Here is a 23,832-nt window from a genome sequence, read left to right as displayed (position 1 = left end):
CCGGTCATGACAGAGTTCACGCTTTCCCGCCGCGGTTTTCTCGCTTCCGCCTGCTGCCTTGCCGCAGCCCCCATCTTCACGCCGGTGACCTTCGCGGCGATGCCCGGCGACAACCGTTTCGTGACGATCGTGCTGCGCGGGGCGATGGACGGGCTCGATCTGGTACAGCCCTATGGCGATGCCGGTTTTGCGGCGCTGAGGCCCACGCTGGCGCTAACGCCGGACAAGGGGCTTATCGATCTCGACGGGCATTTCGGGCTAAACCCGGCAGCGGCCGATCTCATGCCACTGTGGAAGGCCAAAGAGCTTGCGTTCGTCCATGCCGTCTCCACGCCCTATCGCGATCAGCGCAGCCATTTCGACGGGCAGGACATGCTGGAATCCGGCGGCGAACATGTGGCCGAGGAAAAGACCGGCTGGCTGAACCGGGCGCTCGCCGTCATCCCGCGCTCGGATGCGCGCAAGGCGATCGATGTCAATACATCGACCGAGTTGATCCTGACCGGGCCGAACAATGTCGATGTCTGGGCCTCGGACTCCAATCTCGGGCCGGCCAAGGACGAGATGCAGTTCCTGATGCGGCTCTATGCCGCCGACCCGGCCTTTGCCAAGGCGATGGATGAGGCGATGCGCGCCAACAGCGCCTCCATGATGGCAGAACCATCCGGTCAGCGCGGCGAGAAGATCACCGATGTCGCAGCGCTAGCCGGCAATATGCTGAAGGGCGATTACCGCATCGCCAGCTTCTCGATCACCGGCTGGGATACGCATGTCGGCCAGTTCGGCCAGTTCAAGCGGCCGGTGCAGGATCTGGCGCAAGCGATCACCACGCTGAAGGCGACGATGGGAGCCGATCTCTGGGCGAAGACGGTGGTGCTTGCCATGACGGAATTCGGTCGCACCGTGCGGGAGAATGGTTCCGCCGGGACGGATCATGGCACGGGCGGCTGCGCAGTGCTGGCGGGTGGGGCGATCGACGGCGGGAGGATTCTCGGCAGATGGCCGGGGATTGTGGATGGTGCGCTGCTCGATGATCGGGATCTGATGCCGACGGCGGATGTGCGGGAACTGGCGGCGGCGATGCTCTACCGGCAGTTCGATGTGTCGGCCGAGGATCTGACGGGGAAGATTTTTCCGGGATTGAGTTTCGACAAGGGGTCGCAGTTCTTGCGGGCTTGAGGCATCCTCACCTCCCTCATCTCAGCACAATGGCACAGGAGGAGAGAGGCTTCAGATCAAATCGTAAAGCCTGAAGATCCAGGTGATCTGGTAGAGCAGGCCGGCGCCGACGAACACCGCATGAAACCGCCGGTTCGCCGTCCAGGCCGCAACGACACACAGCACGATATAGACGGCATTCCTCACCGGATATTCCCATCCGAGCGCCGCCAGATACGCCTTGCCCTTCAAAAGCGTATCCAGAAAATCCACCACATAGGTCACCGCCAGCATGCCGAAAAACCAGCGGCGCCGCGAGATGAAATATTCCTCGTAGCCGCCGTAATCCTCCAGCGTCGTCGGGAAGATCAGCACGCAGAGGAAGAAGAACAGGCAGCAGAAGCTGATGAGAAACAGGTAGACGCCGAAGGAGATGACGGCGAGCGACTGAAGGCGATATTCCCACCACCAGAAATGAATGATGAACAGGAACATCGAGGCGACCCAGCCGAGATGCACCCAGTAGACGCGGTGCTTGCCGGGCGTCTGGACGATGCCGCCGAGGCCGGTGAGCAAACGGGCGAGCGAGAGGCCGATCACCATCGACATGACAGTGCGGATGTAGACATAAACCTCCGGTGTCGCCGCCGCCTGCATCATGTCAATCCTGCGGGACCACCTTGGGTTTGCCGTCCTCGTCCAGCGCCACCATGATGAAGGTGCCGGCGGTGACCTTTTCCTGCTCGTTATAGCGCGAGCGATGCGCCCAGGCTTCCACCCGCAACGTGATCGAGGTGCGGCCGACGCGCTCCACATGCGTATAGATGGATAGCGTATCGCCGATCTTGACCGGCAGTTCGAAGGCCATTTCCTTTACCGCCGCCGTTACCACGCGGCCTCTGGCGCGCTCGGCGGCGCGGATGCCGCTTGCCAGGTCCATCTGCGCCATGACCCAGCCGCCGAAAATATCGCCAGCGGGATTGGCATCGCCCGGCATGGCCAGCGTACGCAAGGTGAGTTCGCCTGTCGGCTTGGCGGCATCGGTCATCAAGGGCTCCTCATCTGGCCGGTGATTCATCTGGACTCACCGTAATGCAAAGCCCAAGTGATGCGAAGGCCTGCGAGACAGGCGGTCCCGGTGTGTCAGGCGAAAAATATCCGCTGCCTGCGCAAGATTCTCAACTGTTGAAATTCTGTTAAAATTCAATTGTTTGATCTGAGGATAAGGGCTGCGCCCGATTGCCTCACGTAGCGTTATTTCATCACATTCTAATCAAGCTTTACCGTCCGGTAAGCGGCTCACATCAGTATTTGATAATTGTCACACATGAGAACCGCCGGAACCCCATGCGCAACATCAGGATTTCAACCCGCCTCTACAGCCTCGTCGCTTTCGCGCTCGCCGTGCTTGCCGCGACGATGATCTTCTTCCTCAATTTTTCCTATCGGGAGCTGGAAGCCGAGCGCAAAGCCGGTCTGGCGCAGATGGATGCGACGGCGCTTGCCATCTTCGACAAATATTACAAGCTGGAGCAGGCGGGCACGATGACCCGCGAACAGGCGCAGTCTGCCGCCAAGGACGTGATTGCCTCCATGCGCTACGGCGGCGGCACCGGCTATTTCTGGATCAACGACATGCATCCGACCATGGTGATGCATCCGGTCAAGCCGGAGTTGAACGGCACGGACCTCAGCCAGAACAAGGACCCGAACGGCAAGTTCCTGTTCATCGAATTCGTCAATACGGTGAAGGCGAGCGGGCAGGGCTTCGTCGATTACTACTGGCCGAAGCCGGGCGCCGATCAGCCGGTGCTGAAATATTCGCATGTGGCCGGTTTTGCGCCCTGGGGCTGGATCGTCGGCACCGGCGTCTATGCAGACGACCTTGCCGCGCTTTATCGCCAGAATGCGATATGGGCTGCGGTGCTCTGCCTGCTCGGCGCCATCGCCACGCTCGCCATCGCCTATGCCATCGTGCGCAGCGTGACCTCGCCGATTGCCCGGCTGAAGGCGGCGATGAACGCGATTGCCGATGAGGATGCGAGCGTTCAGATATCCGATGCCGACCGTCGCGACGAAATCGGCCAGATGGCGAAATCGCTGATCGTACTGCGCGATTCCGTTGCCGAGCGCGCGGAGCTGCGGGTGCGCGAGGACGAGCGCCAGCGCGAGATCGAAGGCGAGCGGCGCGGCAACGAGGAGAGCCTGCGCTCCTCCTCAGAACGCCAGACTGCGGCGATGATGGCGCTTGGCGCCGGACTGGAACGGCTTGCGGCCGGCGACCTGACGGTTGCGATCGACGATATCGGCCAGGATTATGCGAAGCTCCGCTCCGACTTCAACGCCGCCGTGGATGCATTGAACAGCGTCATCAATGCGATTGCCGAATCGAGCCATATCGTCAACGACAGCGCCCGGGATATCAGCGAAGCGACCAACAACCTCTCCAAGCGCACCGAGCAGCAAGCGGCTGCGCTGGAAGAGACGGCCGCCGCTCTCGACGAGATCACCGCGACGGTTCGCACCGCCTCCGAGCGCGCCAACGAGGCGCGTACCATGGTGGCGGAAACGAAGACCAGTGCCGGCAAATCCGGCGAGATCGTCCGAAACGCCGTTTTGGCCATGAGCCGCATCGAGGATAGTTCGAGCCGCATCAACCAGATCATCGGCGTCATCGACGAGATCGCCTTCCAGACCAACCTCCTGGCACTGAACGCCGGTGTGGAAGCGGCACGTGCCGGTGAAGCCGGTCGCGGTTTTGCTGTCGTGGCGCAGGAAGTGCGCGAGTTGGCGCAGCGTTCGGCGAATGCGGCGAAGGAGATCAAGACGCTGATTTCGAGCTCGGCATCCGAGGTCGAAGGCGGCGTGGCGCTGGTGCGTTCGACCGGCGATGCGCTGGTCGAGATCGAGGCGCTGGTCAACCGCGTCAACGCCCATGTCGATTCCATCGCGACGGCTGCCCGCGAACAGGCGACGGGCCTTCACGAGATCAACACCTCGGTCAACCACATGGACCAGATGACCCAGCAGAACGCCGCCATGGTCGAGGAGACGACGGCGGCCAGCCAGACGCTCGCGGAAGAGAGCCAGCAGCTGCGGTCGCTGCTGTCGAAGTTCCGGCTGCGGGGTGATACGGGGCAGGGTGCGCGATACGGGCGGGCTGCTTAAGGGGCAGGATTGGTTTGATGTCAGGGCCGCGGCAGACGATGCCGCGGCCTCTTTTATCTTTCTGGGATTTTCAGCTAGGCCCTTCTCGGCGTGCCTTGATGGAAAAGTATCTGCCAGCGTTGCCTGTCATGCTTCCAGATTGAGCTGCGCAGCACATGCCGTTCGGCGCCGTAAGCTTGCCTGCGCCATGTGCGGTAGGTCAGCAGCACCGCATCGGTTGAGATCGGTGTGAGCGCATAATCGTCCGAATGAAGCTCGCTATCATCGGCGCTACCTTCCTCCTGCAGCAGCAACTCGATCATGACATCGCGGCGATAGACTCTTCCGGAGGCGCCGAATTCGAGAAAGCCATCGGCCAGGAGCGCTTCGAGTGCTTGCCTGGAACGGCGTATTTCAGGACGATGCAGCGCTTCTTCGAGCGCTCGGATGTCTTCGAAAGTAGTCTCTGTGACGTGCATCGCTTGGCGTGCCTTTTCAGAATTGGCAACCAGCCCAGAGAGCCAATGAGATCAGGGCAACAGGTTGTCGGCAAGTGGCAATTCAGGCCTGGCAGCCGGGACAGAATCCCGGTGTCATGGTCGAAGATTTTCCAAGAAACAGTCAGCAGATTTGATTAATCACGAGTCGGATATTCAAGTATAAGGAGAATGTCATTGCAAAGAACATGCTAATATGCTTAATTCAGGTTGTATTGAGGGGCGAGATATCAAGGCAGCGACTGCTACCGACATAGAAGCCAACACACCTTTCCGCATTCACTGAGATCCGAGATCATCGTCACGGCCCGTTGTTGTGGCCGTTGTCCAATTTCCACGTTTTAGGCCCGGCGAGCGACTGTTCACCGGCTGCGGAGATCTGCATCCAGCCGCTACGCCCAATTACCTCGCTGCCGACGTGCATACGAAAACAGGGTTTTCGCCATCGCATTCCAGCTTTGTAACCGAGGGAGGCCGAAATGGCTCAAAGCAAGCATGGTTCGCCCGTGAGGGGCATGGATAATGTCGCGCAGTCCAGCGTCCGCGACCAGAGGTTCGGGCGCATGTTCCGCAACCTGCCGTCCGCCGCCTATACCGAGGATGCGCTCACCGATCTTGCCAAGACGATGTTTCAGGGGGAGTTCGCCGACAAGATCGAGAAAAATAAGCCTGTCGACGTGGCACTCAACGAGAGAGAATCTGAGGATGAGAACCCGACGATACCAGCCGGCTTCACCTATTTCGGCCAGTTTCTCGATCACGACATCACTTTCGATCCGGCTTCCTCGCTCGATCGTTTCAACGACCCCAATGCGCTTCAGGATTTCCGTACGCCCCGTCTAGACCTGGATTCTGTCTATGGATCCGGACCGGCGGATCAGCCCTTTCTCTATGAACCGGACGAGCTGCATCTGCTGGTCGGCGACGACAAGGATTTCGACCAGGGTCGCAAGAAGCGCCCCGACCTGCCGCGAAACACGGCGAAGATCCGCCGTGCGCTCCTCGGCGACAAGCGCAATGATGAGAACGTGATCGTCTCGCAGCTCCATACGACTTTTCTGCGATTTCATAACAAGGTCGTCGATACGCTCGGCACCCGTGATTTCGAGCTCTGTCAGCAGACGGTGCGCTGGCATTATCAGTGGATCGTGCTGCACGATTTCCTGCCGCGCATCATCGGCAGGGACACCTATAAGCGGGTCATTGTCGGCAAGGGCGAAAAGCCCGTGATCCGCTTCTATAATCCGCAGGGGCGTTACGCCTTCATCCCGGTGGAGTTTTCGGTCGCCGCCTATCGCTACGGCCATTCGATGGTGCGGCCCAGCTACTCGCTGAACAGGATTGTGGTGGCGCCCAATCCCACCGAACAACCGTTCAACGGCAAGAAGGCGAAGTTCAATCGTATCCCGATCTTCTCGCTGATGGATGTGGCCGAGAATCCCCTGGCGAATTTGAACGGTTTCCGTGAACTGCCCGGATTCTGGGCGATCGACTGGTCCTTCTTCTTCGATGGAGTCACGCCGGATGGCCCGGCGCCTGCGGGGGCCGTACTGCCGCAGCCTTCCTACAAGATCGATACGCTGCTGGTCGATCCGCTGACGAGCCTGCCCGATCACCAGCAAGAGCCAATCAAGATCCGCAGAGCGCTTGCTGCGCTGAACCTCTTGCGCGGCTGGCGTCTCGGTCTGCCCTCAGGGCAGGCGGTTGCGCGCCATATGGAAATGGAGGCGCTGTCGGATGAAGAGCTTTTCGACAACGAGGATGCCGATGTGAAGGCTGCTCGCGGCAAGGTGCTGAGGCAGCATCCCGGCATCTTCCAGGGCAATGCGCCGCTTTGGTTCTATATACTTCGCGAAGCGGAGATCGCGGCGGATAGCCAGCATCTGGGGCCAGTCGGCGGCACGATCATTGCCGAAGTGATCGCCGGCCTCATCCGAGAGGATCGGCATTCCTTCCTGGCGCAATGGCCGAAGTGGCGGCCGACCCTGCCGGGCAGGGAGGCAGGGCATTTTACCATGGCCGATCTGATCAATTTCACGAACCGCTAGGCTCTTTACATCACTGGCGAAACGCAACTTAAAGGCCGCCCCGGCGGCCTTTTTCCGCCGGCAGCAGCGCAATCTCCACACGTAAAGCTTTCATTCACCGTTTTTAATTAAATTTGAATCGAGGTTTTCCGATCACAGACCGCATGCGGAAGCGATAAGTATGGCGTTTCTTTCCCTTCTTCGGCGCTCCGTCCTGCCGGCCCTGCTTTCGGCGGCATTGACGACCTGTTCGATCAGCGATGGGCTGGTGCCGCCCGAGAATGTCGACAGCAGCACGCGTGTCAGCTCCATTTCGCCGGCACGCGGCGGGGCGGTGCGCATGGCGCCGGTCCAAAGTCAGCAACCCTATCCCGGCGTAAGCACGCCTGTCGGCAATACGCAGGGGCAGATCGACTATCTCGATACGCCTAATCTTGCCGGATCAGGGACACAGCAATCTGCGCCCATGACCACGCCGCAACAGGGCCAGCAGGTCGCCTCAAACGGCAACTGGGGCGGCGTGAAGCCGCTCGCCATCCCCCCTGGTGGCGTCAACATGGATGAGGAGCTCGGCGCCGGAGCTGAGAATGAGCCTGTCGTCGGGCTGGCACAGGACGAGCAGCAGCAGATCGCCGAGGGCGACGCCACCCAGCCCGTCGTCGACGGTATCGGCACGGACAATCCGAGACAACTGAACCAGCGCAGCGTGCCGCAGCCGGTCGCAGCCAGCCAGATGAGCCGCGCGCCGATGCGTGCGGCGAGTAACGGCGCTCAGACCTGGAGCGACGGCAGCCCGGTTCTGGCGCCGACACGGGTGCCGGAAGAGGATGAGCCGGAACAGGTCGCCATGATCAGGCCGAACAATCCCATGATGAGCGAGCCGGCGGCGCCCGTCGATCCCGGTGTCATGCCGGCTTCCGAGCTTTCCTGCCGCCGCGAATTGAAACGCATGGGCGTGATCTTCGAGGACCGACCGCCGATCTCCAACGGGCCATCCTGCCAGGTGCCGTATCCCGTGTCACTGAAGGGGCTCTCCGGCAATATCGGCGTCAAGCCGGCGGTCGTCCTCAACTGCCAGGTTACACTCGCCTTCGCCAAATGGGTGAAGAACGAGCTCGCACCATCAGCCCGCTTCCGTTACTGGAGCGGCATTCAGACCATCGAGCCGCTCGGCGGCTATTCCTGCCGGCGCATGAACAACAGCCGCCAGAGATACAATCCGATTTCTGAGCATGCGAAGGGTAATGCCATCGATGTCGGCAAGTTCGTACTGAAGAACGGCCACAAGATCGACGTGCGCAAGAAGGGGCTGTTCTCCTTCCGCGAAGGGCGCCTGTTGAAGGCCGTGCGCAGCGATAGCTGCAATTATTTCACGACCGTGCTCGGCCCGGGCTACAATCCGGAGCACTGGAACCATTTCCACTTCGACCTGATGTCGCGCAGGAGCGGAAAGACCGTTTGTAAGTAGACCGGCATTACGGGAAGCTCTTGATTACCTCGATATGGCCGACGATGGCGGCATTGAAGCTGTTCATCTCCTCGGCGGGTATCCAATATTCGAGATGTGCCCGGCCGCCGGCTTCCTGCACGGCGTAGCCATCGAGATAATCCTTGCGGACCTCGAATTTGGTCACGAAGCCCGTGCCGCTTCTCGGCACGTTCCAGTCGCGGGCAATCTTGATGGCATAGTCTTCCGAAAGCACAGGATAGAAGATCGGCTGGTCGGGTAGGCGGGGCGGAAATCCGCGCATGCCGAGCTCGCGCACGAGCGCCAGTTCTTCGGGGCCTACCGGGCGCCAGAGGGTGATGGTTATATCGCTCATGAGAACTTTCTGAGGTGACAAGTTGCTGAAACTGTTAGCCGAGAATCTGTTGCGCGAGAAGGACTATTGCGGCTGACTGCGCGGCCGGCCAGAGTGCCCACATAGATCAATTCGTATTCTCAGAGCCTTGCACCATGACCGGCATTTTCCTCCTGCTCATCGGCTTTCCCGGTACCGGCAAGCTCACCATCGCGAGCAAACTCGCCCCGCATTACCGGGCTAAAATCATCGACAATCACTGGGTCAACAATCCGGTGATGGGCGTTCTCGATCATGATCTGACAAAGCCGCTGCCAAGCGAGATCTGGGAGCAGACGGGCAGGGTGCGGCAGACGGTTCTGGATACGATCGTCGCTTTCAGCGCGCCGTCAGCGAATTTCATCTTCACCCATGCCGGCGTTCACGGCGATGAGCGCAGTCACCGCACCTTCCGGCAGATTGCCGATGCTGCCGGGCAGCGCGGGTCGCTGCTGGTACCGGTACGATTGCTTTGCGAGACGGAGGAACTGTCGCGGCGGGTTGCCATGCCGGAGCGGCGCGAGCGGCTGAAATCGGTCAATGCTGAGGCATCAAAGGAGCGCAGCCGGACGCTGCAGGTGCTCGATCCCGAGCATGCGAACACGCTCAACCTCGACGTCACCGCCATGTCTGCAGAGGAGGGCGCCGAGGCGATCCGGCGGCACTTGTCCGTCGTTTCGGGCAGGGCAGGCGGCCCGGTTTCGTGAACGAGTTTACGCAACTCAGCCGCGACGAAATAGTTAAAAGTACTTTTTTGGTCCAGGATTCGCCCGCATAGGTATATTTGGAACAAATTGTCATTCGAGCAGGCAATAAAAATAATACATCCCTTCGTGGAAATTAAAATTCTAACGTTTCTTTTAGTAAATCATTTTTAATCGGTTCCACCGCAAATATGGCAAAACGCTGCGAAGACATGATGACTTCCTGGTTGTGATGTTTCCCTCAAACTTACCATGGGTGTGCTGTGCGATGACGTCGATCAATACCAATAATTCGGCAATGGCTGCTTTGCAGACGCTTAGAAGCGTCGGCTCCAGTCTCAACCATACGCAGAATGTCGTCTCTTCCGGCTACCGGGTACAGAAGGCATCCGACAATGCCGCCTACTGGTCGATCGCCACGACCATGCGCTCTGACAACAAGGCGCTGGGCGCCGTCGAGGATGCAATGGGCATCAGCGCCGCCAAGGTCGATACGGCCTACACGGCCATGGATTCCGCTATCGACGTCATGTCCGAAATCAAGGCCAAGCTGGTGGCCGCTACCGAAAAGGGCGTCGACAAGACCAAGGTCGGCGAGGAGCTCGAACAGCTCAAGGACCAGCTGAAAAGCATCTCGCAGTCGGCAAGCTTCAGCGGCCAGAACTGGCTCTACAAGGGTGTCAATGCGCCGCCGAGCGGTGTGCCGATCGAGCAGCTCGTTTCTTCCTTCAATCGCGGCAGCAATGGTACGGTTTCCGTCGGCACGATCGCAGTCGATGTCGACAAGCTGGCGCTGATCAGCGACCAGGCAGATTACGGCGGCCTGCTGACCATGCGCGTCACCGTGCAGCAGCCGAATGTCAGCGGCGTCGGCACCACGCCCACAGACTGGTTCCTGATCCGCTCGCAGGCAGGCTCGGCCGGCAACGAGATGAAGCTGACTTCCTCGACCACGACGCAGGATGTCCAGGGCATGCTGATGGCGGCCGACACCTATCTGACGAAGATGACCTCTTTCGCCGCCAAGCTTGGCGCGGTTTCAGCCCGTATCGACCAGGCCCATGATTTCGTCACCAAGCTCAGCGACTCCATCGATTCCGGTGTCGGCCGTCTCGTCGATGCGAATATGGAAGACGAATCCAGCCGGCTTTCTGCGCTGCAGACGCAGCAGCAGCTTGCCATCCAGTCGCTGTCGATCGCCAACAGTTCTTCCCAGAACCTGCTCAGCCTCTTCCGCGGCTAGTCCGAGCGGCTGATGCTGCTCAACTTTTTTGCGAAAGGCCCGGCTGGAAACCTAAATGGGGCTCCGGCACGGGTCTTTCGCATTGGCGCAGACATAGCCATCCGCCTCCTCGACATTGTGCGCATGAATCACCAATCGGTTCAATGGCACGACAGCCTTCGATGCGTCATGTTCAATGCGCTTGTATCGGCGCGCGTGGCGGAGTTTGCCATGGGCCGTCCTGTCGCAACAGACCGCTTGTTCCCGCCCTGCCGCAGATCGGGCGGATGTCCCGAGTTTGCGCCGGAAACCTTCGCCGCGATGAGCGGTTAGGGACACTCAGCCTGATCCTGGAGCCTGATCCCGGGGGATGAGGCGATTGCGGGGATGGATGAAGATCGACGATCTCGGGCTTCTGGCGGGTAAGCATTTGCTCATTGTCGAAAGCGGTGACATGGTCGCCGATGCGGTGCGGCTTGCGCTGGAAAAGGCCGGGGTCGTCATCGTCGGACCTGCGTCATCAGCGGAAATCGGCCTGGCGCTGCTCGATATGGCCAGGATCGACGGCGCCATTCTGGATATACGCATCGAGGGCGACGTGGTGTTTCCGCTCGCCGAGCGGCTGCAGGATGCCCAGATACCCTTTGTTTTTGCGATGCCTCATGCCGATGCGGATATCGCCGCAGGATATGGCGGCTATTTGCTCAGCGAGAACCTCTCCGCACTCGCCGAGATCGCCAAGGCGCTCTTTGCGTCGCGCGAAGACGGCGGCTGAGTCCGGCCTTTCAGAGGCCGGCAGCGTGCCTATTGTGCGATATCGTACCAAGATGCCATTTATGGAACGAACAGGACGCTGCCTCCCTTTCTCTGAGCAGCGGAGGCCTCGATATCCGAGGGATCCACATCAAGAGCCCTCCATATGAACGGCTACGGCATCGGCCCGAGATCGGAATCGATTTTCCGAAAGCCTGATGCGTAGATTCAAAGAGTGAGTGTGTCCGAAGGGACGCACGGCTCCAGGGAGCAGTGACATGAAACATTCCCGCGACGTTCTTCAAGAGGAAGTGGTCACACTCATTCCGGCACTCAGGGCATTTGCCCGCACCTTTTACCGGTCGTCCGCGGATGCGGACGATCTCGTGCAGGAAACGCTTGTCAGGGCGCTTGGCAATATCGAACAGTTCAAACAGGGCACGAGGATGAAATCCTGGCTGTTCACGATCATGCGCAATGCCTTCTGCACACGCTTCCGCCTCAGACAGCGCGAGACGCTCGGTTCGGAGGAATGCGCTTCGTCGCAGGGCAGCGTGCCGGCCGATCAGGAATGGCATCTGCGCGGCCATGAGTTGGAGGCTGCCTGCGGACACCTGCCGGAGCCTTACCGCGCTGCCTTCGCCTTCATCTTCGTGGATGGGCGCTCCTATGAGGAAGCGGCAGACCATTTCCATTGTCCGATCGGCACTATCAAGAGCCGGGTGAACCGCGCCCGCCACCGCATTGCGGACGATATCGGCTATCATCATTAGCCCGGATCGTTGCTAGACGGTGTCCGGCTGCTTGAGTTCGCCGATCAGCCGGCGATATTCCCGCTCTGCACGACCGTAGGAATCGCCGGCGAATTCTTCGAGGCCCGCCCGATTGCGGACGGTGACCATGCTGCGCTCCGACCAGATGAGCAGCCTGCCTTCCAGATCATGCAGCGCGTTGGTGATGCTGGCACGGCGGACCGACAGCATGAGGGCCAGGAACTCGTGCGTCAGGCCGATGTGGTCGCCGTCGATGCGGTCGTGGCACATCAGGATCCAGCGCGCCAGCCGCGGCTCGATGGATTGATTGGCATTGGCAAGCGAGGTGAAAGCCGCCTGGACGATGAACGTCTGGACATAGCGGTTCAGGAGCCGGCGCAGAGACGGTACGGCCTTCAGCGCTTCCTGCAGCGGCTCCAGGGCGATGCGCGAACCACGCCCTTCCAGCTGCATGAAAATGTCGAAGGTCGCATGCGTGCTGTCGAGGATCGGCGTCAGCGGCACGATGCCTTCGCGCCCGACGATGCCGACCTCGCTCGATCGGTCGGCCGCCGATCTCGCGATGATCGAGGCGATGCCGTCCTCGATGAAATAACAATATTTCACCTCATGGCCTGATGTCGACAGCGCAAAGCCCCGCGGCAGGACAAGCGGCTCCAGGTGAGGGGCCAGATGCCGTCTCGCCTCCTCGTCCATCCTTGCGAGCAATATATTGTCGCCCGCCGCGTAAAGCGCCTTGTCCATGGCTTTCCTCTTCGTCAAACCATCCGACTCGAGACAACGGCTGAGGTTCCCGGTTGCGGTCTGTTTACCGGCAACTCCTGCGGCCCTCACACTGTCACCAAATGGTGATCTTATTTGGGGCATTCAGGGCGCCCCGAGGGAACTTTACTACGGTGGTCGAGTTTGAGGGGCCGACACGATCAACCGGGGGCAGGCAGCGGCGCTATTCATCATGTCAGATTGGACCATACCGCTGCATATCCGGCTTCCGGGGCAGGAGAGCCTCATCACCGTGCGTGGAACAGGCCACGCGGCAGCACTTCTCGCCGAAAAGTGGCCTGTCACCTACGGTCTGGCCTTCGAGAATGCGCTGGCCTCCTTTGCGGCCGTCTCGGAAGGCGAGCTTCTGCCAGACGAGGCGCGGGAAGCCTTCGTCGATGCGGCCGATGCCGTCGGCGTGCTCTGCATCGATGACGAAGCCTGATATCGCCGTCACAACCATATGATCCGTTTCCAAGCCGACGGCAGGCGTTTTGGCCGGCCGTAAGATCGAGGGGTAGTTCAGCAAGGAATTGTTAACCTTACCCCGCCGATAAGTTCTTCATCCTCGGGTGCATGACGCATCGATTCTCCTATCCAATGATCACTTTCTCGTTGAATAACAGAGCCTTTGATGTCGTCGATCATCACGAACAATTCCGCCATTGCCGCACTTCAAACGCTTCGCAACGTGAACGGCAGCCTTCGGGATACGCAGCAGCGCGTCTCCTCGGGCTATCGGATCGACAAGGCAGCCGACAACGCCGCCTACTGGTCGATCGCCACAACCATGCGTTCGGACAACAAGGCGCTCTCGGCGGTTTCGGATGCGCTGGGCCTTGGTGCGGCAAAGGTGGACACTGCTTATACCGCGATGTCGAGCGCCATCGACGTGGTGAGCGAGATCAAGGCGAAGCTCGTCGCCGCTTCGGAGAAGGGCGTCGACAGAGCCAAAGTGCAGGAAGAGATCGATCAGTTACAGGACCAGTTGCTGAGCATTGCCCGGTCGGCCTCATTCTCCGGCGAGAACTGGATGATCGCCATCGACCTGACGACCCGCTCGGTCGTGTCCTCCTTCGTGCGCGACGGCAGCGGCAATGTGAAGGTGACGATGACGGATTATGTCGCCCGAAGCAGCAATCTCCTTGATTCGAATACCCTGTTCGGTGCCTGGGCGACCGGCGGCAGCCTCGAAAATCTCAACGAGGGCATACTCGGCACGAGCGCGGGAAAGTTATCCGGCCAGTCGGTCTACGCACTCGACATCACGACGCTCACCACGTCGGGCGGCATCGGCAACGCGCTGCAGGATGTGGAGCAGGCGTTGGGCCTGATGGTCGCCACGGCTTCCGAGCTCGGCTCGCTGCAGAAGCGCATCACCATGCAGGAGGATTTCGTCTCCACGCTCAGCGATTCCACCGACAGTGGCGTCGGGCGGCTGGTCGATGCCGATATGGAGGCGGAGTCCTCGCGATTGTCGGCGCTGCAGACGCAGCAGCAACTGGCCGTGCAATCGCTTTCCATCGCTAACAGCGCGCCGCAGAACATTCTGTCGCTCTTCCGGAGCTGAACGAGAGCGACGAGCGCCGGCTTCAGGATGTTTCCAAACAAAGGAGAAACGCAAAAGCTTCAAACGCGCATGTTTTTCCTTTCAGAGCGGCTGCAGAGTCGCCTGCAGGCCTTGAACCGGGGCATACGGCGAGGCTCGATGGAAAATTTTTGCGTTCTGCATTTTGTATGGAACTCTCTGCTCCCTTATGCGTTTGGCAGCATCTTCAAGGAGCGATCGGGAGGAAATCATGCAACCGAATATCAGAACGGATGCGCCTGACCGCTGGATCGGTGCCGTGGAGCTTGCGATCGTGCAGAAGGCCTTCAACCGGCTTTGTGCAGAGCGGGGCCTGTCGCGCGACTGCAAGGAAGCGCGTGAGCTCGCCCGTATGACAATCGACCTTTACCAGCAGGGCGCCGACAGCGAGTACAAGCTGCACACCATGCTGTCAGGCTCCGATTTCAAGACACCGGCCCTGTGAGAGGCGCATGGGCAATATCGTAACATTCCCGCGCCGAAATCTCCGGCCGTCGCGGTCATCCTATGTCGGCTCGGCAAGGCAGGTGGAAGGGCGGATCGCGATTCTGGAGACGATTGCGAAGATCAGCGTTCGCGACAGCGCGTTTACGCCCTATGAACAGGCTGCGCTGCTTGCGAAGCTGAGAACCGCCATGCGGGCGGAATGCGTTGCGCATAAGCTCGCGCCGGAAGAAGAGCTCGAAACGATGCGCTATGCCGAGCGGCTTCTCCACGATATCCTCGACAGCCTCAACGACTGAAGCAGCTCCCTTCACATCTTCTTGTTTCTCAGCACGCTTCCAGCCGCCATGCCGCAGTTGCGGAGCGCCATCTGCTCGTGCGAACATGCGGCCATGCTGATCCGACCTGCCAGAGCGGAAGACCGCGACGCCATCTGGACCATCCTGGAACCTGTCATCCGGGCGGGCGAGACCTATACGCTCGACCGCGACATGAGCGAAGCCGATGCGCTTAACTATTGGCTCGGCCCCGACAAGGAGACATTCGTCGCCGATGACGGCGGCAACGTCGTCGGCACCTATTATATCAAGGCCAATCAGGCCGGTGGCGGTAATCACGTCTGCAATTGCGGCTATATGACCGCGCCGGCTGCGGCGGGCCAGGGTGTGGCGCGCATCATGCACCAGCACTCGCTTGCCCATGCGCGCCAGCGCGGCTTCCGGGCCATGCAGTTCAATTTCGTCGTCAGTTCCAACGAGCGGGCAGTGCGGCTGTGGCAGTCGCTCGATTTTCAGGTTGTCGGCCGGCTTCCGGGGGCGTTCAATCATCCCGATCTCGGCTATGTCGATGCGCTCGTGATGTTCAGGGAACTCTAGATAGCGGATTAAAGACCCTTCTCATCTGCAACAAAAAAGAAAGCCGGCCTAGGGCCGGCTTAGACGAACGCGGCTGAACAGGGGTTACTGGCCGGTTCCAGGCATTTCGTGACTGACAATCAATTTCACTACAATGCCGAGGTCAGCAGAAAAGGCGTAACGAGATCGCCGAGAGGGCGGCTCCGCAAAGGGGTGGGCGGCGGGCGGGAGCCGGTGCTGTCCTCGCGTGTTCTTATGGGGGATGAACATCACCGATTGATGACATCGGGAAGGAGGCGATGATTTTCTTTTCATCGGCCGATTTTCGCTGTGGACGGGCATCCGATGCCTGACATTGTCGGGGGCTGGAATGATGGTGTGAATTCTGTGTTCAGGCTCTTCGGGATGTCAAAGCTTCACAAAGGGGCTATATAGCGGGCGAAATCGCACTGATATCCGCAAAGAGCCCCATGGCACCGATCATTTCCGTCCAAAATCTCACCAAGACCTATGCAAATGGCTTCCAGGCGCTGAAGGGCATCAACCTCGAAATCGAACGCGGCGAAATCCTGGCGCTGCTCGGGCCGAATGGGGCGGGCAAGACGACGCTGATCTCGATCATCTGCGGTATCGCCAATCCGAGCGGCGGCGTGGTCGTGGTCGATGGGAATGACGTGGTCAAGGATTTCCGCGCCACGCGCACGCTGATCGGCCTGGTGCCGCAGGAGCTGACCACCGACCAGTTCGAGACGGTGTGGAATACGGTCAGCTTTTCGCGCGGCCTGCACGGCAAGAAGGCCAATCCCGCCCATATCGAAAAGGTGCTGCGCGACCTGTCTCTCTGGGACAAGAAGGACAATATGCTGCGCCAGCTCTCCGGCGGCATGAAGCGGCGCGTGCTGATTGCCAAGGCGCTGTCGCACGAGCCTTCGATTCTTTTCCTCGACGAGCCGACGGCGGGTGTGGACGTGACGCTGCGCAAGGACATGTGGCATGTCGTCGAGCGGCTGCGCGCCGAAGGCGTCACCATCATCCTGACGACGCATTACATCGAAGAGGCCGAAGAGATCGCCGATCGCGTCGGCGTCATCAATGGCGGCGAGTTGCTGCTCGTCGAAGACAAGCAGGCGCTGATGGCCAAGCTCGGCCGCAAGCAGCTGATCCTCGAACTCAACGAACCGCTCGACAAGCTTCCGGATTGCTTTGCCGGCAACGGCCTGTCGATCGAGGCCGAGGGTAACCGGCTTGTCTATGAATTCGACACGCACAACGAGCACGAAAGCGTCGCATCGCTTTTGACCCGGCTTGGGGAAAACAACGTCAATTTCCGGGATCTCTCGACGCGCCAGAGCTCGCTCGAAGATATCTTCGTATCGCTGGTAGGAGCCGCAAAGTGAACTTCGAAGCGATCAAATCGATCTATTATTTCGAGATGGCGCGCACGCGGCGCACGCTCTTGCAGAGCGTCATTTCGCCCGTCATTTCCACCTCGCTCTATTTCATCGTCTTCGGCGCTGCCATCGGCTCGCGCATCCAGGAAGTGGAGGGCGTGTCTTACGGCGCCTTCATCACGCCCGGCCTCATCATGCTGACGCTGCTCGGCCAGTGCATCGGCAACGGCTCCTTCGGCATCTATTTCCCGAAATTCACCGGCACGATCTACGAGATCCTGTCTGCGCCGGTCGCCATGACAGAAATCCTGATCGGCTATGTCGGCGCGGCGGCCACCAAGGGTCTGATCATCGGCGTCATCATTCTGCTCACGGCCAATCTCTTCGTCGATGTCCGGATCGAGCATCCCCTCATGATGGTGCTGTTCTTCCTGCTGACCGCGATCAGCTTCAGCCTGTTCGGCTTCATGATCGGCATCTGGGCGACGAATTTCGAGCAGCTCAACCTCATCCCGATGCTCGTCGTGCCGCCGCTGACCTTCCTCGGCGGCAGCTTCTACTCGATCAACATGCTGCCGCCCTTCTGGCAGGCCGTCAGCCACTTCAACCCGGTGCTCTACCTCGTCAGCGGCTTCCGCTGGAGCTTCTTCGGGATTGCCGACGTCAACCCGCTGGTCAGCCTCGGGATGATCTCGCTGTTTCTGGTGATTTGTCTCAGCACGCTTGGGTGGATCTTCAAGACGGGGTATCGGCTGCGCAACTGAGCGGGCGTCGATATGGAGTGCCACGTTGCACGCCAAATAACAGGAAGTAGATCAGCAGGAAATTACTTTCACGCCCGATAAAATCGGTTGCGTCTCTCAATTGATTCAGGCTGAATAGAGGTCAAGTCATGTTTTGAGGCGATCTGGGGCGCTGGAAAAATTATGATGCGAATGTTTTTCGCACTGGCTTTCGCCGTTTTACTGTCTTGTCCAATGCCGATGCAGGCACAGCAGAATTTTCTGTTCGGAAATTCGCGAAAAACGCAGACTTCGGTGCGAGAATTTCGCTCCCAGCTCACAACCCAGGAAGTCGTTCGCCTGCAGCGGGCGCTGGCGACGCTCGGTTACTATCATGGTCCGGTCGACGGGCTTGCTGCACCTGGCACCTGGGACGCGGTCATCGACTGGGCGAGGGACAGGGGGTGGGAGGCACCGTCTACGCTGCGTAGCGCGCATGTGGCAGCGTTGGAAAAGGAGTTGGCGGGACGGGGTGTCGGTGCGCAAAACCCTGACAGCCAGAGCCCGGGTGCTTCGGATCCGACCGTGCAGCGCGTGCAGGCGGGGCTTGTGAAACTCGGCTATTATGCCGGGCCTGTCGACGGCCAGTCGAGTGCTGCGACGCTTTCGGCGCTTGCGGCCTGGGCAAAGGACCGGGGATGGACGGCGCCGAAGACCATCCGGCAGGCGCATGCCGACAATATGGAACAGGAGATTGCGAGCCGGCCGGCGACGGCACAGCCCGCGCCTGCGCAGGTGATTGCGCAGAACAGGGTGCCAGGTGGTCAAAACTGGACCGTCAGCGAGTCCGACCAGCGCGCCAGCCAAAGTTGCGTCGCCGGCAAGTATGAAAAGAAATGCATCAGTCTTGCCTGCGACATCGAGCGTGGCTTCTTCCTTGATCTCAGCGTCTTTCGGAAAAGCGACGAGGATAGGCCCGTCGTCACGCTGCGCGTGGATGATGGCCGGCAGACTGCGGTGACCCTCGATATCCTTGATCCGGGTCCGACGATCGACGGCGAGGGTTCCGGCCTGTTTGCGCAGATGCTTTCTGGTCGCGCGCTGACGACGACGACGGCAGATGAGAGCCTGTCATTCCCACTCGGCGGATTTGCAGGCGAGTATGAGCGCGTCAAGAACGAATGCGACGTGCTGCTCACCCGGCTGCGCAGCGGCGAAAACCCCTATGCCGGACGCCTGAAGAGGCTGCCGGACGAGGTGGCGGCACTGCCTGACAACAAGGAAAGCTGGGTGGACCAGCCGAATGTGGATTTTGCCGGAGCCGACATCCGGTCGGGCCTGAAGGATCCTCTTCTGCGTGCCCTTGACGAAGGGCAGTGCGCTCGCCTGTGCAGCGAGACGGAAATGTGTCTGGCCTATACGTTCAATCCCACCGGTGGAACATGTTTCCTCAAGAGCGGGACGGGGCGGATGACGCCTTTTGCCGGTGCGAAAAGCGGTCGGTTTACCGGCTCGAAAGCGCGATTTGCGCCGCCACCGACCGACGGGCCGGGGCCGGTCGTCGATGGTTCGGTGCGGTGGCGGCCGGATGACACGCTTGCCGGATACCAGGCGCGTGTGAGGACTGCCGCGCAGAAACTCGGCGGCACCTGCGAGGAAGAAGAGGCGGCGCTGTCTGCGCTTGCCGAGCAGCTGAAGTGGACCTTTTCGACTGACACTTCCGCGCGCGTGGGAGAGGCTATCCGGTTCGAGTGGAGCGGCAATACGCTCGCCGAGCGTATTCCTGTCTGGATCGTTGTTCATTCGAAGGCCGTTCGCTTCTCCGGCAAGGGTCATATCGCGCTCGGCCCGTCGGCACCCAATCCTTTTGCCATCAAGGCCGGAGAAGGCGAGACGCGTGCGCTCGTTTCGCTCGCAACACGTGGTGCCGGGGCGAAGGGCGCGTTCGATATCCTGCCTCTCGTCGCCGGGCGGCAGGCGATAGCGGTCGATGTCGTCGGCTATATCAGAGGCTGCCAGAAGGAGATTGCGCTGAAGGCCGGTGAACAAACGTTCGATGTAAAGCCGTCGCGCGCAGAGATCGTCCTCAACACACCTGACGGGCGTGCGGCCTTCACCGACGTCATCGAGGTTCCCGAAGGCTCTCGGGAGATATTCCTCAACGAGAAGCGGTTCCTGTTGAGGGATACGCAAACCGGTACCGAGATTGTCGAAAGGGCGGGCTCGAATCTCCTGATTTCCCCGACGCACCGCTTCATCGCAGTCGATCAGAATGGGCGCACCGACATCGTCGATATGATCGACGGCAAGACGACGGCGACGATCGATTCCGGTAACCTGCGTTGGGCCCTTGGTGATAGCGTCGTCTTCACGACCTCCGTGCCGTGGGGCATGGTCAATCTCTCCTCGACATTCGGCAGCTTCCTCGACATCCGGGCGCAGATGACCGGCCCTTCCTGCTGCGAGGCCGGGCGCGGTAATACGCGTGTCGGGATCGATCTGGAAAATGCCGCTTTTTCGATCTGGGGCAATCTCGGCTACCGCGTCGGTGCGCTGCAGAACACCGGCTATGCGTCAATCTCGGATGCGCAGGGCGGATATAGTTCGGAGGGTGGCGAGACGCTGGCCATCAACATGAATACGTTCTGGTCGCTCGGACTTGTTTCTCCCGTCAGCATGGCGCGCGATCTGGATGTCGCGGGTGGATTCATCTTCGCTGCCGACTATCGGGACCAGATCGACGAGACGAAGGAGGGCTCGCCACCAAGGCCGTTTGCCGACCGGCTTTCACGCACGCTCGATCGGGTTGGGCTCACGGCGCGGACACTCGACGCCGTGGAGGTCCGACGGCTTGCCGAGGCGGGCAATAGCAAGCCGCTGAAGGAAACCCTGCCGGAGCAACTGGCGCGGCTCGGCATTGAACTTGATCCGATGACGGACGGCCAGCATCCGGTTGAAGTCGACCAGGCCTGGGAGAAGAGGTCGCTATATGCCGGGGAGTTCGCCGCCAGGCTCGAACGCTCAAAGACCGCGATGGAGCAGATGCAGGCCGACGCAAAGACTGCTGGCTGGAAGACCGGCTGGTCGCTGCCGGAAGACGAGACGATGCAGAACGACTGCGAACACCTGATGTTGGAGGAAAGCGCCGGCGAGCGCCGAATTCTCCTCCCGCGCGATGTCGTCGAAGTCGCAACCGTTCGCACGCCGCGCGGCGCAAGCTGGGTTGCACGGGCAACCTGCGTCGCAGGTGCGACCCTGGGCAGCCTTCGCCCCTATAACGCCATTTACTACATCGACTTCGCAGCACCCTTGAGGAAGGGCGGCAAGGCGGTTCTTCTGGAGGCAAGCTTCTTCTTTGAGAATGCCGGCCAGCGGCTCTGGTATGAGCATCCATTCGAGATCAAGGCCAATGACGCCCTGCTGGTGAGCTACGCTCCGGGCAACGGCGTCATCAGCGTCGTCGACCGGCAGACCCGCAAGTTCCTCTGGATCGGAGAAAACCTGCCGAATGGCGATCTGCTCACCGATGCCTGGCTGACTGGGGATCGGCGCTTTGCCGTCCAGCTGAATTCGGACGGGAACTTCTATCTGCATTCACTGGCAAAGAAAGGTGAAACGCCCCTGTCCGGACGCATCGTCGACGACGAAGTCGCCATCTGGACGGCCGACTATCACTATGATGCGACCGCCGAAGCAGCCTCGATCATCGATCTGAAGTTTCCCGGACAGCCGGGACAATTCAGCCTTGATCGCTTCGGGCCGGAGCGTCGTGTCCGGGATCTTGCGCAGATGGTGCTGGCGCAGAAATGGACCTCGCCGGAGGGCGGCGATATCGGTGTTCCGCCATCGCTCGACGGCAGTCTGTCTGGTGACGGTCCGGAGCGCATGACGGCTGCTCTCGATTATGACGGACAGAGGGTCACGCGTCTCAGCGTGTTTCAGGACGGGGTTCTCACCGATACTTTCGATCTGCAAGGTGCAGCGGTGGCCGGGCACGATATTTCCTTCGCGCGGCTGAAGGACGCGCGCTGGATTTCGGTGATCGCCTCGAGTGCGGATGCGCTGGCAAGCCTTCCGGTCTCTGTGGATGCCGGGCCGCCGGCGCAGCAGCGATCGGTCAATCGTGTTCTCGCCATCGGCATCAACACCTATGAGAATGAGGCCCTGCCATCCCTCAACTACGCCCTTCGTGATGCCGGTCTGCTTCTTGACGTGCTCGGGCATCCGCAGGGGGCAGGGCCGGCATTCACGGTCGTGGAGGGTCCGAAGGATCGCCGTGCAACGCCCGATGCAATCCTGGCGGCGACCGAAAAGCTGCTGGCGGGACTGTCGCGCGGCGATCATGCCGTGCTCTTCCTCGCCGGGCATGGCCTGCAGGACGAGAAGGGACGGTTCTACTTTGCGACCTCGGCAACGGACCCCGCAGATCTCGAACACACGGCGCTTCCTTTCGACCGGCTCTCGGCGGTGCTGGAGCGGACGGAAGCACGGGTTACCGTGCTGCTTGACGCCTGCCATTCGGGGCTGGTCGGAAACAGCATCGCCGCTACCAACGATGATCTTGCCAATAATCTTGCGCGGCTGAAGTCGAACATCACCGTGCTTGCGGCGGCAAAGGGCCGGCAGCAGTCTCAGGGGCGGTACGAGACGGGAGGCCTGTTTACGCATGCGATTGCCGACGTGCTGGGAGCAGAGCGCGGACGATACGATCGCAATGGAAATGGCAGAATAGAGGCTTCCGAGCTTTATCGAGGCGTCAAGGCGCTGGTTGTCGATCAGAGCGAAGGGCAGCAAACGCCATGGATTATCAACAGCAGATTGGTGGGGGACTATGCGCTCTTCTAACGTTTTCAGATCAAGACTGGCCATGGGCGCCATGCTGGCCGTGATGTCGGCACTGTCGGTTCGGGCAGATCCGATCTGCTACGTCTGCGATGAGGTAGTGGAACTCAACACGGCGCTGGCAAGCTGTTTCCAGCAGAGCTACGACAAGATACTCGCGACCGCCAGGAGCTCTCCGGCTTCGCGTGCGGAGGTCAATTTTTCTGCCTGCGGAGCCAGTGACGAGGAGAAACGCGGTATCGACAGCATGCCTCTGCTGGGTAGCGGTGAGCAGAAAAAGGATGGTGCTAAGCAAGTCGCGTTACGCTCGGTCTATATCCTCGATACCGCAAGCATCGTTTGCCTCAGACGTCTGCTGGACGCGCAGGGCAACAATCTCGATCCGAGACGGAGTTTCGACCTTCAGGAAGAGTGCCAGCCGTGAGCGTGCAACCAGCAGGCAGGAAGCCCAACCGGTTTTTGTGGGTGCGTGCGGAGTCCTGGGAAATCTGGAGTCAGGCCGTCACCACGGCGGGCATCCTTATAGCCCTGGTCGGAGCCGGCTGGGTCATATTTGAATATTACAACAACGCGGCGGACGAGCGGAACAGATATACGTTCCGCCTTATCGATAGTTGGGAAAGAGAGGAGTACAAGAAGTCTTACTGGGAGCTGCGTGAGCGCTACACCGGGTTTCTGGTCCAGCTGCCCAAAGAACGGATAGAGACGGCCGAGACGGACGAGAAAGCGAGGAGAGAGGTGATCGAGAAATTCAACGCCAGCCTGGAATCGAACGACGAGGCGAAGCGACAGATCCGCGACGTGGCCTATTTCTTCAACAAGCTCAATCTTTGCCTCGACGCAGATCTTTGCTCCGACGAGACGGCCACGATCTTCTTCAACGATACGGTCAAATCGTTCCTTGAGGTTTTCCGCCCGCACCTCGAAGCCAACCAGCGCGATATGCCCGGTGGGCTTCCGGCACTTGAGGCATTGTCGGCGCGATTGAATTGACCGTTTCTCGCCATCGCCACCAAAATGGTGCTTTGATTGCGGGATTTGCCCGCACAGGCCCCACAAGGTTGTTCACATTTTGTTCGCGAATGCTAGTCTAACCTCGCTGTCATT

Annotated in this window: 23 protein-coding genes; 18 read left to right on the top strand and 5 right to left on the bottom strand. The window is 60.2% G+C overall.

Annotated features, from left to right (window positions below; all coding sequences use genetic code 11):
• Positions 1 to 6: 6 nt before the first annotated feature.
• Positions 7 to 1,179: a DUF1501 domain-containing protein gene (locus KQ933_RS09065; RefSeq protein ID WP_216758458.1), complete on the top strand. Its 1,173-nt coding sequence runs from the start codon at positions 7 to 9 to the stop codon at positions 1,177 to 1,179.
• 51 nt (positions 1,180 to 1,230) lie between these two features.
• Here the strand turns inward: KQ933_RS09065 and KQ933_RS09060 are convergent, their stop codons facing one another.
• Together KQ933_RS09060 and KQ933_RS09055 are read right to left on the bottom strand one after the other, a co-directional pair.
• Positions 1,231 to 1,815, bottom strand: a complete 585-nt coding sequence (locus KQ933_RS09060; RefSeq protein ID WP_216758855.1) for a hypothetical protein — start codon at positions 1,813 to 1,815, stop codon at positions 1,231 to 1,233.
• Between the two features lie 4 nt (positions 1,816 to 1,819).
• Complete coding sequence (locus KQ933_RS09055) at positions 1,820 to 2,206, bottom strand: acyl-CoA thioesterase (protein ID WP_216758457.1); 387 nt, start codon at positions 2,204 to 2,206, stop codon at positions 1,820 to 1,822.
• A 299-nt stretch (positions 2,207 to 2,505) separates the two neighbouring features.
• On the opposite strand from KQ933_RS09055, the gene KQ933_RS09050 reads away from it, so the two are divergent.
• The gene (locus KQ933_RS09050) at positions 2,506 to 4,326 is read left to right on the top strand and encodes a methyl-accepting chemotaxis protein (RefSeq protein WP_216758456.1); all 1,821 of its coding nucleotides are present in this window, start codon (positions 2,506 to 2,508) and stop codon (positions 4,324 to 4,326) included.
• Between the two features lie 74 nt (positions 4,327 to 4,400).
• Here KQ933_RS09050 and KQ933_RS09045 read toward each other — a convergent pair whose 3' ends face one another.
• Entirely contained in the window at positions 4,401 to 4,784 is a 384-nt protein-coding gene (locus KQ933_RS09045) for a DUF4440 domain-containing protein (protein WP_216758455.1), read from the bottom strand.
• 497 nt (positions 4,785 to 5,281) lie between these two features.
• Here KQ933_RS09045 and KQ933_RS09040 point away from each other — a divergent pair, with 497 nt between their 5' ends.
• Entirely contained in the window at positions 5,282 to 6,850 is a 1,569-nt protein-coding gene (locus KQ933_RS09040; protein ID WP_253958296.1) for a heme peroxidase family protein, read from the top strand.
• Between the two features lie 160 nt (positions 6,851 to 7,010).
• Positions 7,011 to 8,297 (top strand): extensin family protein, encoded by a 1,287-nt coding sequence (locus KQ933_RS09035; RefSeq protein WP_216758454.1) that lies wholly within the window; start codon positions 7,011 to 7,013, stop codon positions 8,295 to 8,297.
• A 7-nt stretch (positions 8,298 to 8,304) separates the two neighbouring features.
• Here the strand turns inward: KQ933_RS09035 and KQ933_RS09030 are convergent, their stop codons facing one another.
• Positions 8,305 to 8,652 carry an ADP-ribosylation/crystallin J1 gene (locus tag KQ933_RS09030; protein ID WP_216758453.1) on the bottom strand — a complete coding sequence of 116 codons (348 nt, stop codon included), beginning with the start codon at positions 8,650 to 8,652 and terminating at the stop codon, positions 8,305 to 8,307.
• A 134-nt stretch (positions 8,653 to 8,786) separates the two neighbouring features.
• Here KQ933_RS09030 and KQ933_RS09025 point away from each other — a divergent pair, with 134 nt between their 5' ends.
• The 4 genes from KQ933_RS09025 (at position 8,787) to KQ933_RS09010 (ending at position 12,122) form a co-directional block, all read left to right on the top strand.
• Positions 8,787 to 9,377, top strand: a complete 591-nt coding sequence (locus KQ933_RS09025) for an AAA family ATPase (protein ID WP_216758452.1) — start codon at positions 8,787 to 8,789, stop codon at positions 9,375 to 9,377.
• A 265-nt stretch (positions 9,378 to 9,642) separates the two neighbouring features.
• Entirely contained in the window at positions 9,643 to 10,617 is a 975-nt protein-coding gene (locus KQ933_RS09020; RefSeq protein ID WP_216758451.1) for a flagellin, read from the top strand.
• 370 nt (positions 10,618 to 10,987) lie between these two features.
• The gene (locus KQ933_RS09015; protein WP_216758450.1) at positions 10,988 to 11,371 is read left to right on the top strand and encodes a response regulator; all 384 of its coding nucleotides are present in this window, start codon (positions 10,988 to 10,990) and stop codon (positions 11,369 to 11,371) included.
• Between the two features lie 256 nt (positions 11,372 to 11,627).
• Entirely contained in the window at positions 11,628 to 12,122 is a 495-nt protein-coding gene (locus KQ933_RS09010; protein WP_216758449.1) for a sigma-70 family RNA polymerase sigma factor, read from the top strand.
• A gap of 12 nt (positions 12,123 to 12,134) precedes the next feature.
• Here the strand turns inward: KQ933_RS09010 and KQ933_RS09005 are convergent, their stop codons facing one another.
• Positions 12,135 to 12,866 (bottom strand): Crp/Fnr family transcriptional regulator, encoded by a 732-nt coding sequence (locus tag KQ933_RS09005; protein WP_216758448.1) that lies wholly within the window; start codon positions 12,864 to 12,866, stop codon positions 12,135 to 12,137.
• A gap of 211 nt (positions 12,867 to 13,077) precedes the next feature.
• Here KQ933_RS09005 and KQ933_RS09000 point away from each other — a divergent pair, with 211 nt between their 5' ends.
• The 10 genes from KQ933_RS09000 to KQ933_RS08955 all read left to right on the top strand — a co-directional run bounded on the left by KQ933_RS09000 (position 13,078) and on the right by KQ933_RS08955 (position 23,718).
• Positions 13,078 to 13,329 carry a DUF982 domain-containing protein gene (locus KQ933_RS09000; RefSeq protein WP_216758447.1) on the top strand — a complete coding sequence of 84 codons (252 nt, stop codon included), beginning with the start codon at positions 13,078 to 13,080 and terminating at the stop codon, positions 13,327 to 13,329.
• Positions 13,330 to 13,518: 189 nt separating this feature from the next.
• A complete protein-coding gene (locus KQ933_RS08995) occupies positions 13,519 to 14,454 on the top strand; it encodes a flagellin (RefSeq protein WP_216758446.1) in 936 nt (311 codons plus the stop codon).
• Positions 14,455 to 14,683: 229 nt separating this feature from the next.
• Complete coding sequence (locus tag KQ933_RS08990; RefSeq protein ID WP_183734746.1) at positions 14,684 to 14,917, top strand: hypothetical protein; 234 nt, start codon at positions 14,684 to 14,686, stop codon at positions 14,915 to 14,917.
• A 7-nt stretch (positions 14,918 to 14,924) separates the two neighbouring features.
• Positions 14,925 to 15,215 carry a hypothetical protein gene (locus tag KQ933_RS08985; RefSeq protein ID WP_216758445.1) on the top strand — a complete coding sequence of 97 codons (291 nt, stop codon included), beginning with the start codon at positions 14,925 to 14,927 and terminating at the stop codon, positions 15,213 to 15,215.
• A gap of 93 nt (positions 15,216 to 15,308) precedes the next feature.
• Positions 15,309 to 15,791, top strand: a complete 483-nt coding sequence (locus tag KQ933_RS08980; RefSeq protein WP_216758444.1) for a GNAT family N-acetyltransferase — start codon at positions 15,309 to 15,311, stop codon at positions 15,789 to 15,791.
• 449 nt (positions 15,792 to 16,240) lie between these two features.
• Positions 16,241 to 17,167: an ABC transporter ATP-binding protein gene (locus KQ933_RS08975; RefSeq protein ID WP_216758443.1), complete on the top strand. Its 927-nt coding sequence runs from the start codon at positions 16,241 to 16,243 to the stop codon at positions 17,165 to 17,167.
• The gene (locus KQ933_RS08970; RefSeq protein ID WP_216758442.1) at positions 17,164 to 17,925 is read left to right on the top strand and encodes an ABC transporter permease; all 762 of its coding nucleotides are present in this window, start codon (positions 17,164 to 17,166) and stop codon (positions 17,923 to 17,925) included. Before KQ933_RS08975 ends, KQ933_RS08970 begins: the two co-directional genes overlap by 4 nt.
• Positions 17,926 to 18,198: 273 nt before the next feature.
• Complete coding sequence (locus KQ933_RS08965; RefSeq protein WP_216758441.1) at positions 18,199 to 22,728, top strand: caspase family protein; 4,530 nt, start codon at positions 18,199 to 18,201, stop codon at positions 22,726 to 22,728.
• 22 nt (positions 22,729 to 22,750) lie between these two features.
• Positions 22,751 to 23,149 (top strand): hypothetical protein, encoded by a 399-nt coding sequence (locus KQ933_RS08960; RefSeq protein WP_253958295.1) that lies wholly within the window; start codon positions 22,751 to 22,753, stop codon positions 23,147 to 23,149.
• On the top strand, positions 23,146 to 23,718 hold the full coding sequence (locus tag KQ933_RS08955) for a hypothetical protein (RefSeq protein ID WP_216758440.1): 573 nt from the start codon (positions 23,146 to 23,148) through the stop codon (positions 23,716 to 23,718). Before KQ933_RS08960 ends, KQ933_RS08955 begins: the two co-directional genes overlap by 4 nt.
• The last annotated feature ends 114 nt before the right edge of the window (positions 23,719 to 23,832 follow it).

The organism is Rhizobium sp. WYJ-E13 (assembly GCF_018987265.1).
Classification (GTDB): domain Bacteria; phylum Pseudomonadota; class Alphaproteobacteria; order Rhizobiales; family Rhizobiaceae; genus Rhizobium.
Note: the sequence above shows the minus strand (reverse complement) of the source record. Positions and strands in the feature narration are given on the sequence as shown.

Bases quoted from the DNA above. Each gene is read 5' to 3' on its own strand.
- KQ933_RS09005 (WP_216758448.1), bottom strand. From the start codon at position 12,866: ATGGACAAGGCGCTTTACGCGGCGGGCGACAATATATTGCTCGCAAGG.
- KQ933_RS09050 (WP_216758456.1), top strand. From the start codon at position 2,506: ATGCGCAACATCAGGATTTCAACCCGCCTCTACAGCCTCGTCGCTTTC.
- KQ933_RS09065 (WP_216758458.1), top strand. From the start codon at position 7: ATGACAGAGTTCACGCTTTCCCGCCGCGGTTTTCTCGCTTCCGCCTGC.
- KQ933_RS09010 (WP_216758449.1), top strand. From the start codon at position 11,628: ATGAAACATTCCCGCGACGTTCTTCAAGAGGAAGTGGTCACACTCATT.
- KQ933_RS09045 (WP_216758455.1), bottom strand. From the start codon at position 4,784: ATGCACGTCACAGAGACTACTTTCGAAGACATCCGAGCGCTCGAAGAA.
- KQ933_RS09060 (WP_216758855.1), bottom strand. From the start codon at position 1,815: ATGCAGGCGGCGGCGACACCGGAGGTTTATGTCTACATCCGCACTGTC.
- KQ933_RS08985 (WP_216758445.1), top strand. From the start codon at position 14,925: ATGGGCAATATCGTAACATTCCCGCGCCGAAATCTCCGGCCGTCGCGG.
- KQ933_RS09015 (WP_216758450.1), top strand. From the start codon at position 10,988: ATGAAGATCGACGATCTCGGGCTTCTGGCGGGTAAGCATTTGCTCATT.
- KQ933_RS08995 (WP_216758446.1), top strand. From the start codon at position 13,519: ATGTCGTCGATCATCACGAACAATTCCGCCATTGCCGCACTTCAAACG.
- KQ933_RS09030 (WP_216758453.1), bottom strand. From the start codon at position 8,652: ATGAGCGATATAACCATCACCCTCTGGCGCCCGGTAGGCCCCGAAGAA.
- KQ933_RS08980 (WP_216758444.1), top strand. From the start codon at position 15,309: ATGCTGATCCGACCTGCCAGAGCGGAAGACCGCGACGCCATCTGGACC.
- KQ933_RS08975 (WP_216758443.1), top strand. From the start codon at position 16,241: ATGGCACCGATCATTTCCGTCCAAAATCTCACCAAGACCTATGCAAAT.
- KQ933_RS08960 (WP_253958295.1), top strand. From the start codon at position 22,751: ATGGGCGCCATGCTGGCCGTGATGTCGGCACTGTCGGTTCGGGCAGAT.
- KQ933_RS09020 (WP_216758451.1), top strand. From the start codon at position 9,643: ATGACGTCGATCAATACCAATAATTCGGCAATGGCTGCTTTGCAGACG.
- KQ933_RS09025 (WP_216758452.1), top strand. From the start codon at position 8,787: ATGACCGGCATTTTCCTCCTGCTCATCGGCTTTCCCGGTACCGGCAAG.
- KQ933_RS09055 (WP_216758457.1), bottom strand. From the start codon at position 2,206: ATGACCGATGCCGCCAAGCCGACAGGCGAACTCACCTTGCGTACGCTG.
- KQ933_RS08990 (WP_183734746.1), top strand. From the start codon at position 14,684: ATGCAACCGAATATCAGAACGGATGCGCCTGACCGCTGGATCGGTGCC.
- KQ933_RS09040 (WP_253958296.1), top strand. From the start codon at position 5,282: ATGGCTCAAAGCAAGCATGGTTCGCCCGTGAGGGGCATGGATAATGTC.
- KQ933_RS09035 (WP_216758454.1), top strand. From the start codon at position 7,011: ATGGCGTTTCTTTCCCTTCTTCGGCGCTCCGTCCTGCCGGCCCTGCTT.
- KQ933_RS09000 (WP_216758447.1), top strand. From the start codon at position 13,078: ATGTCAGATTGGACCATACCGCTGCATATCCGGCTTCCGGGGCAGGAG.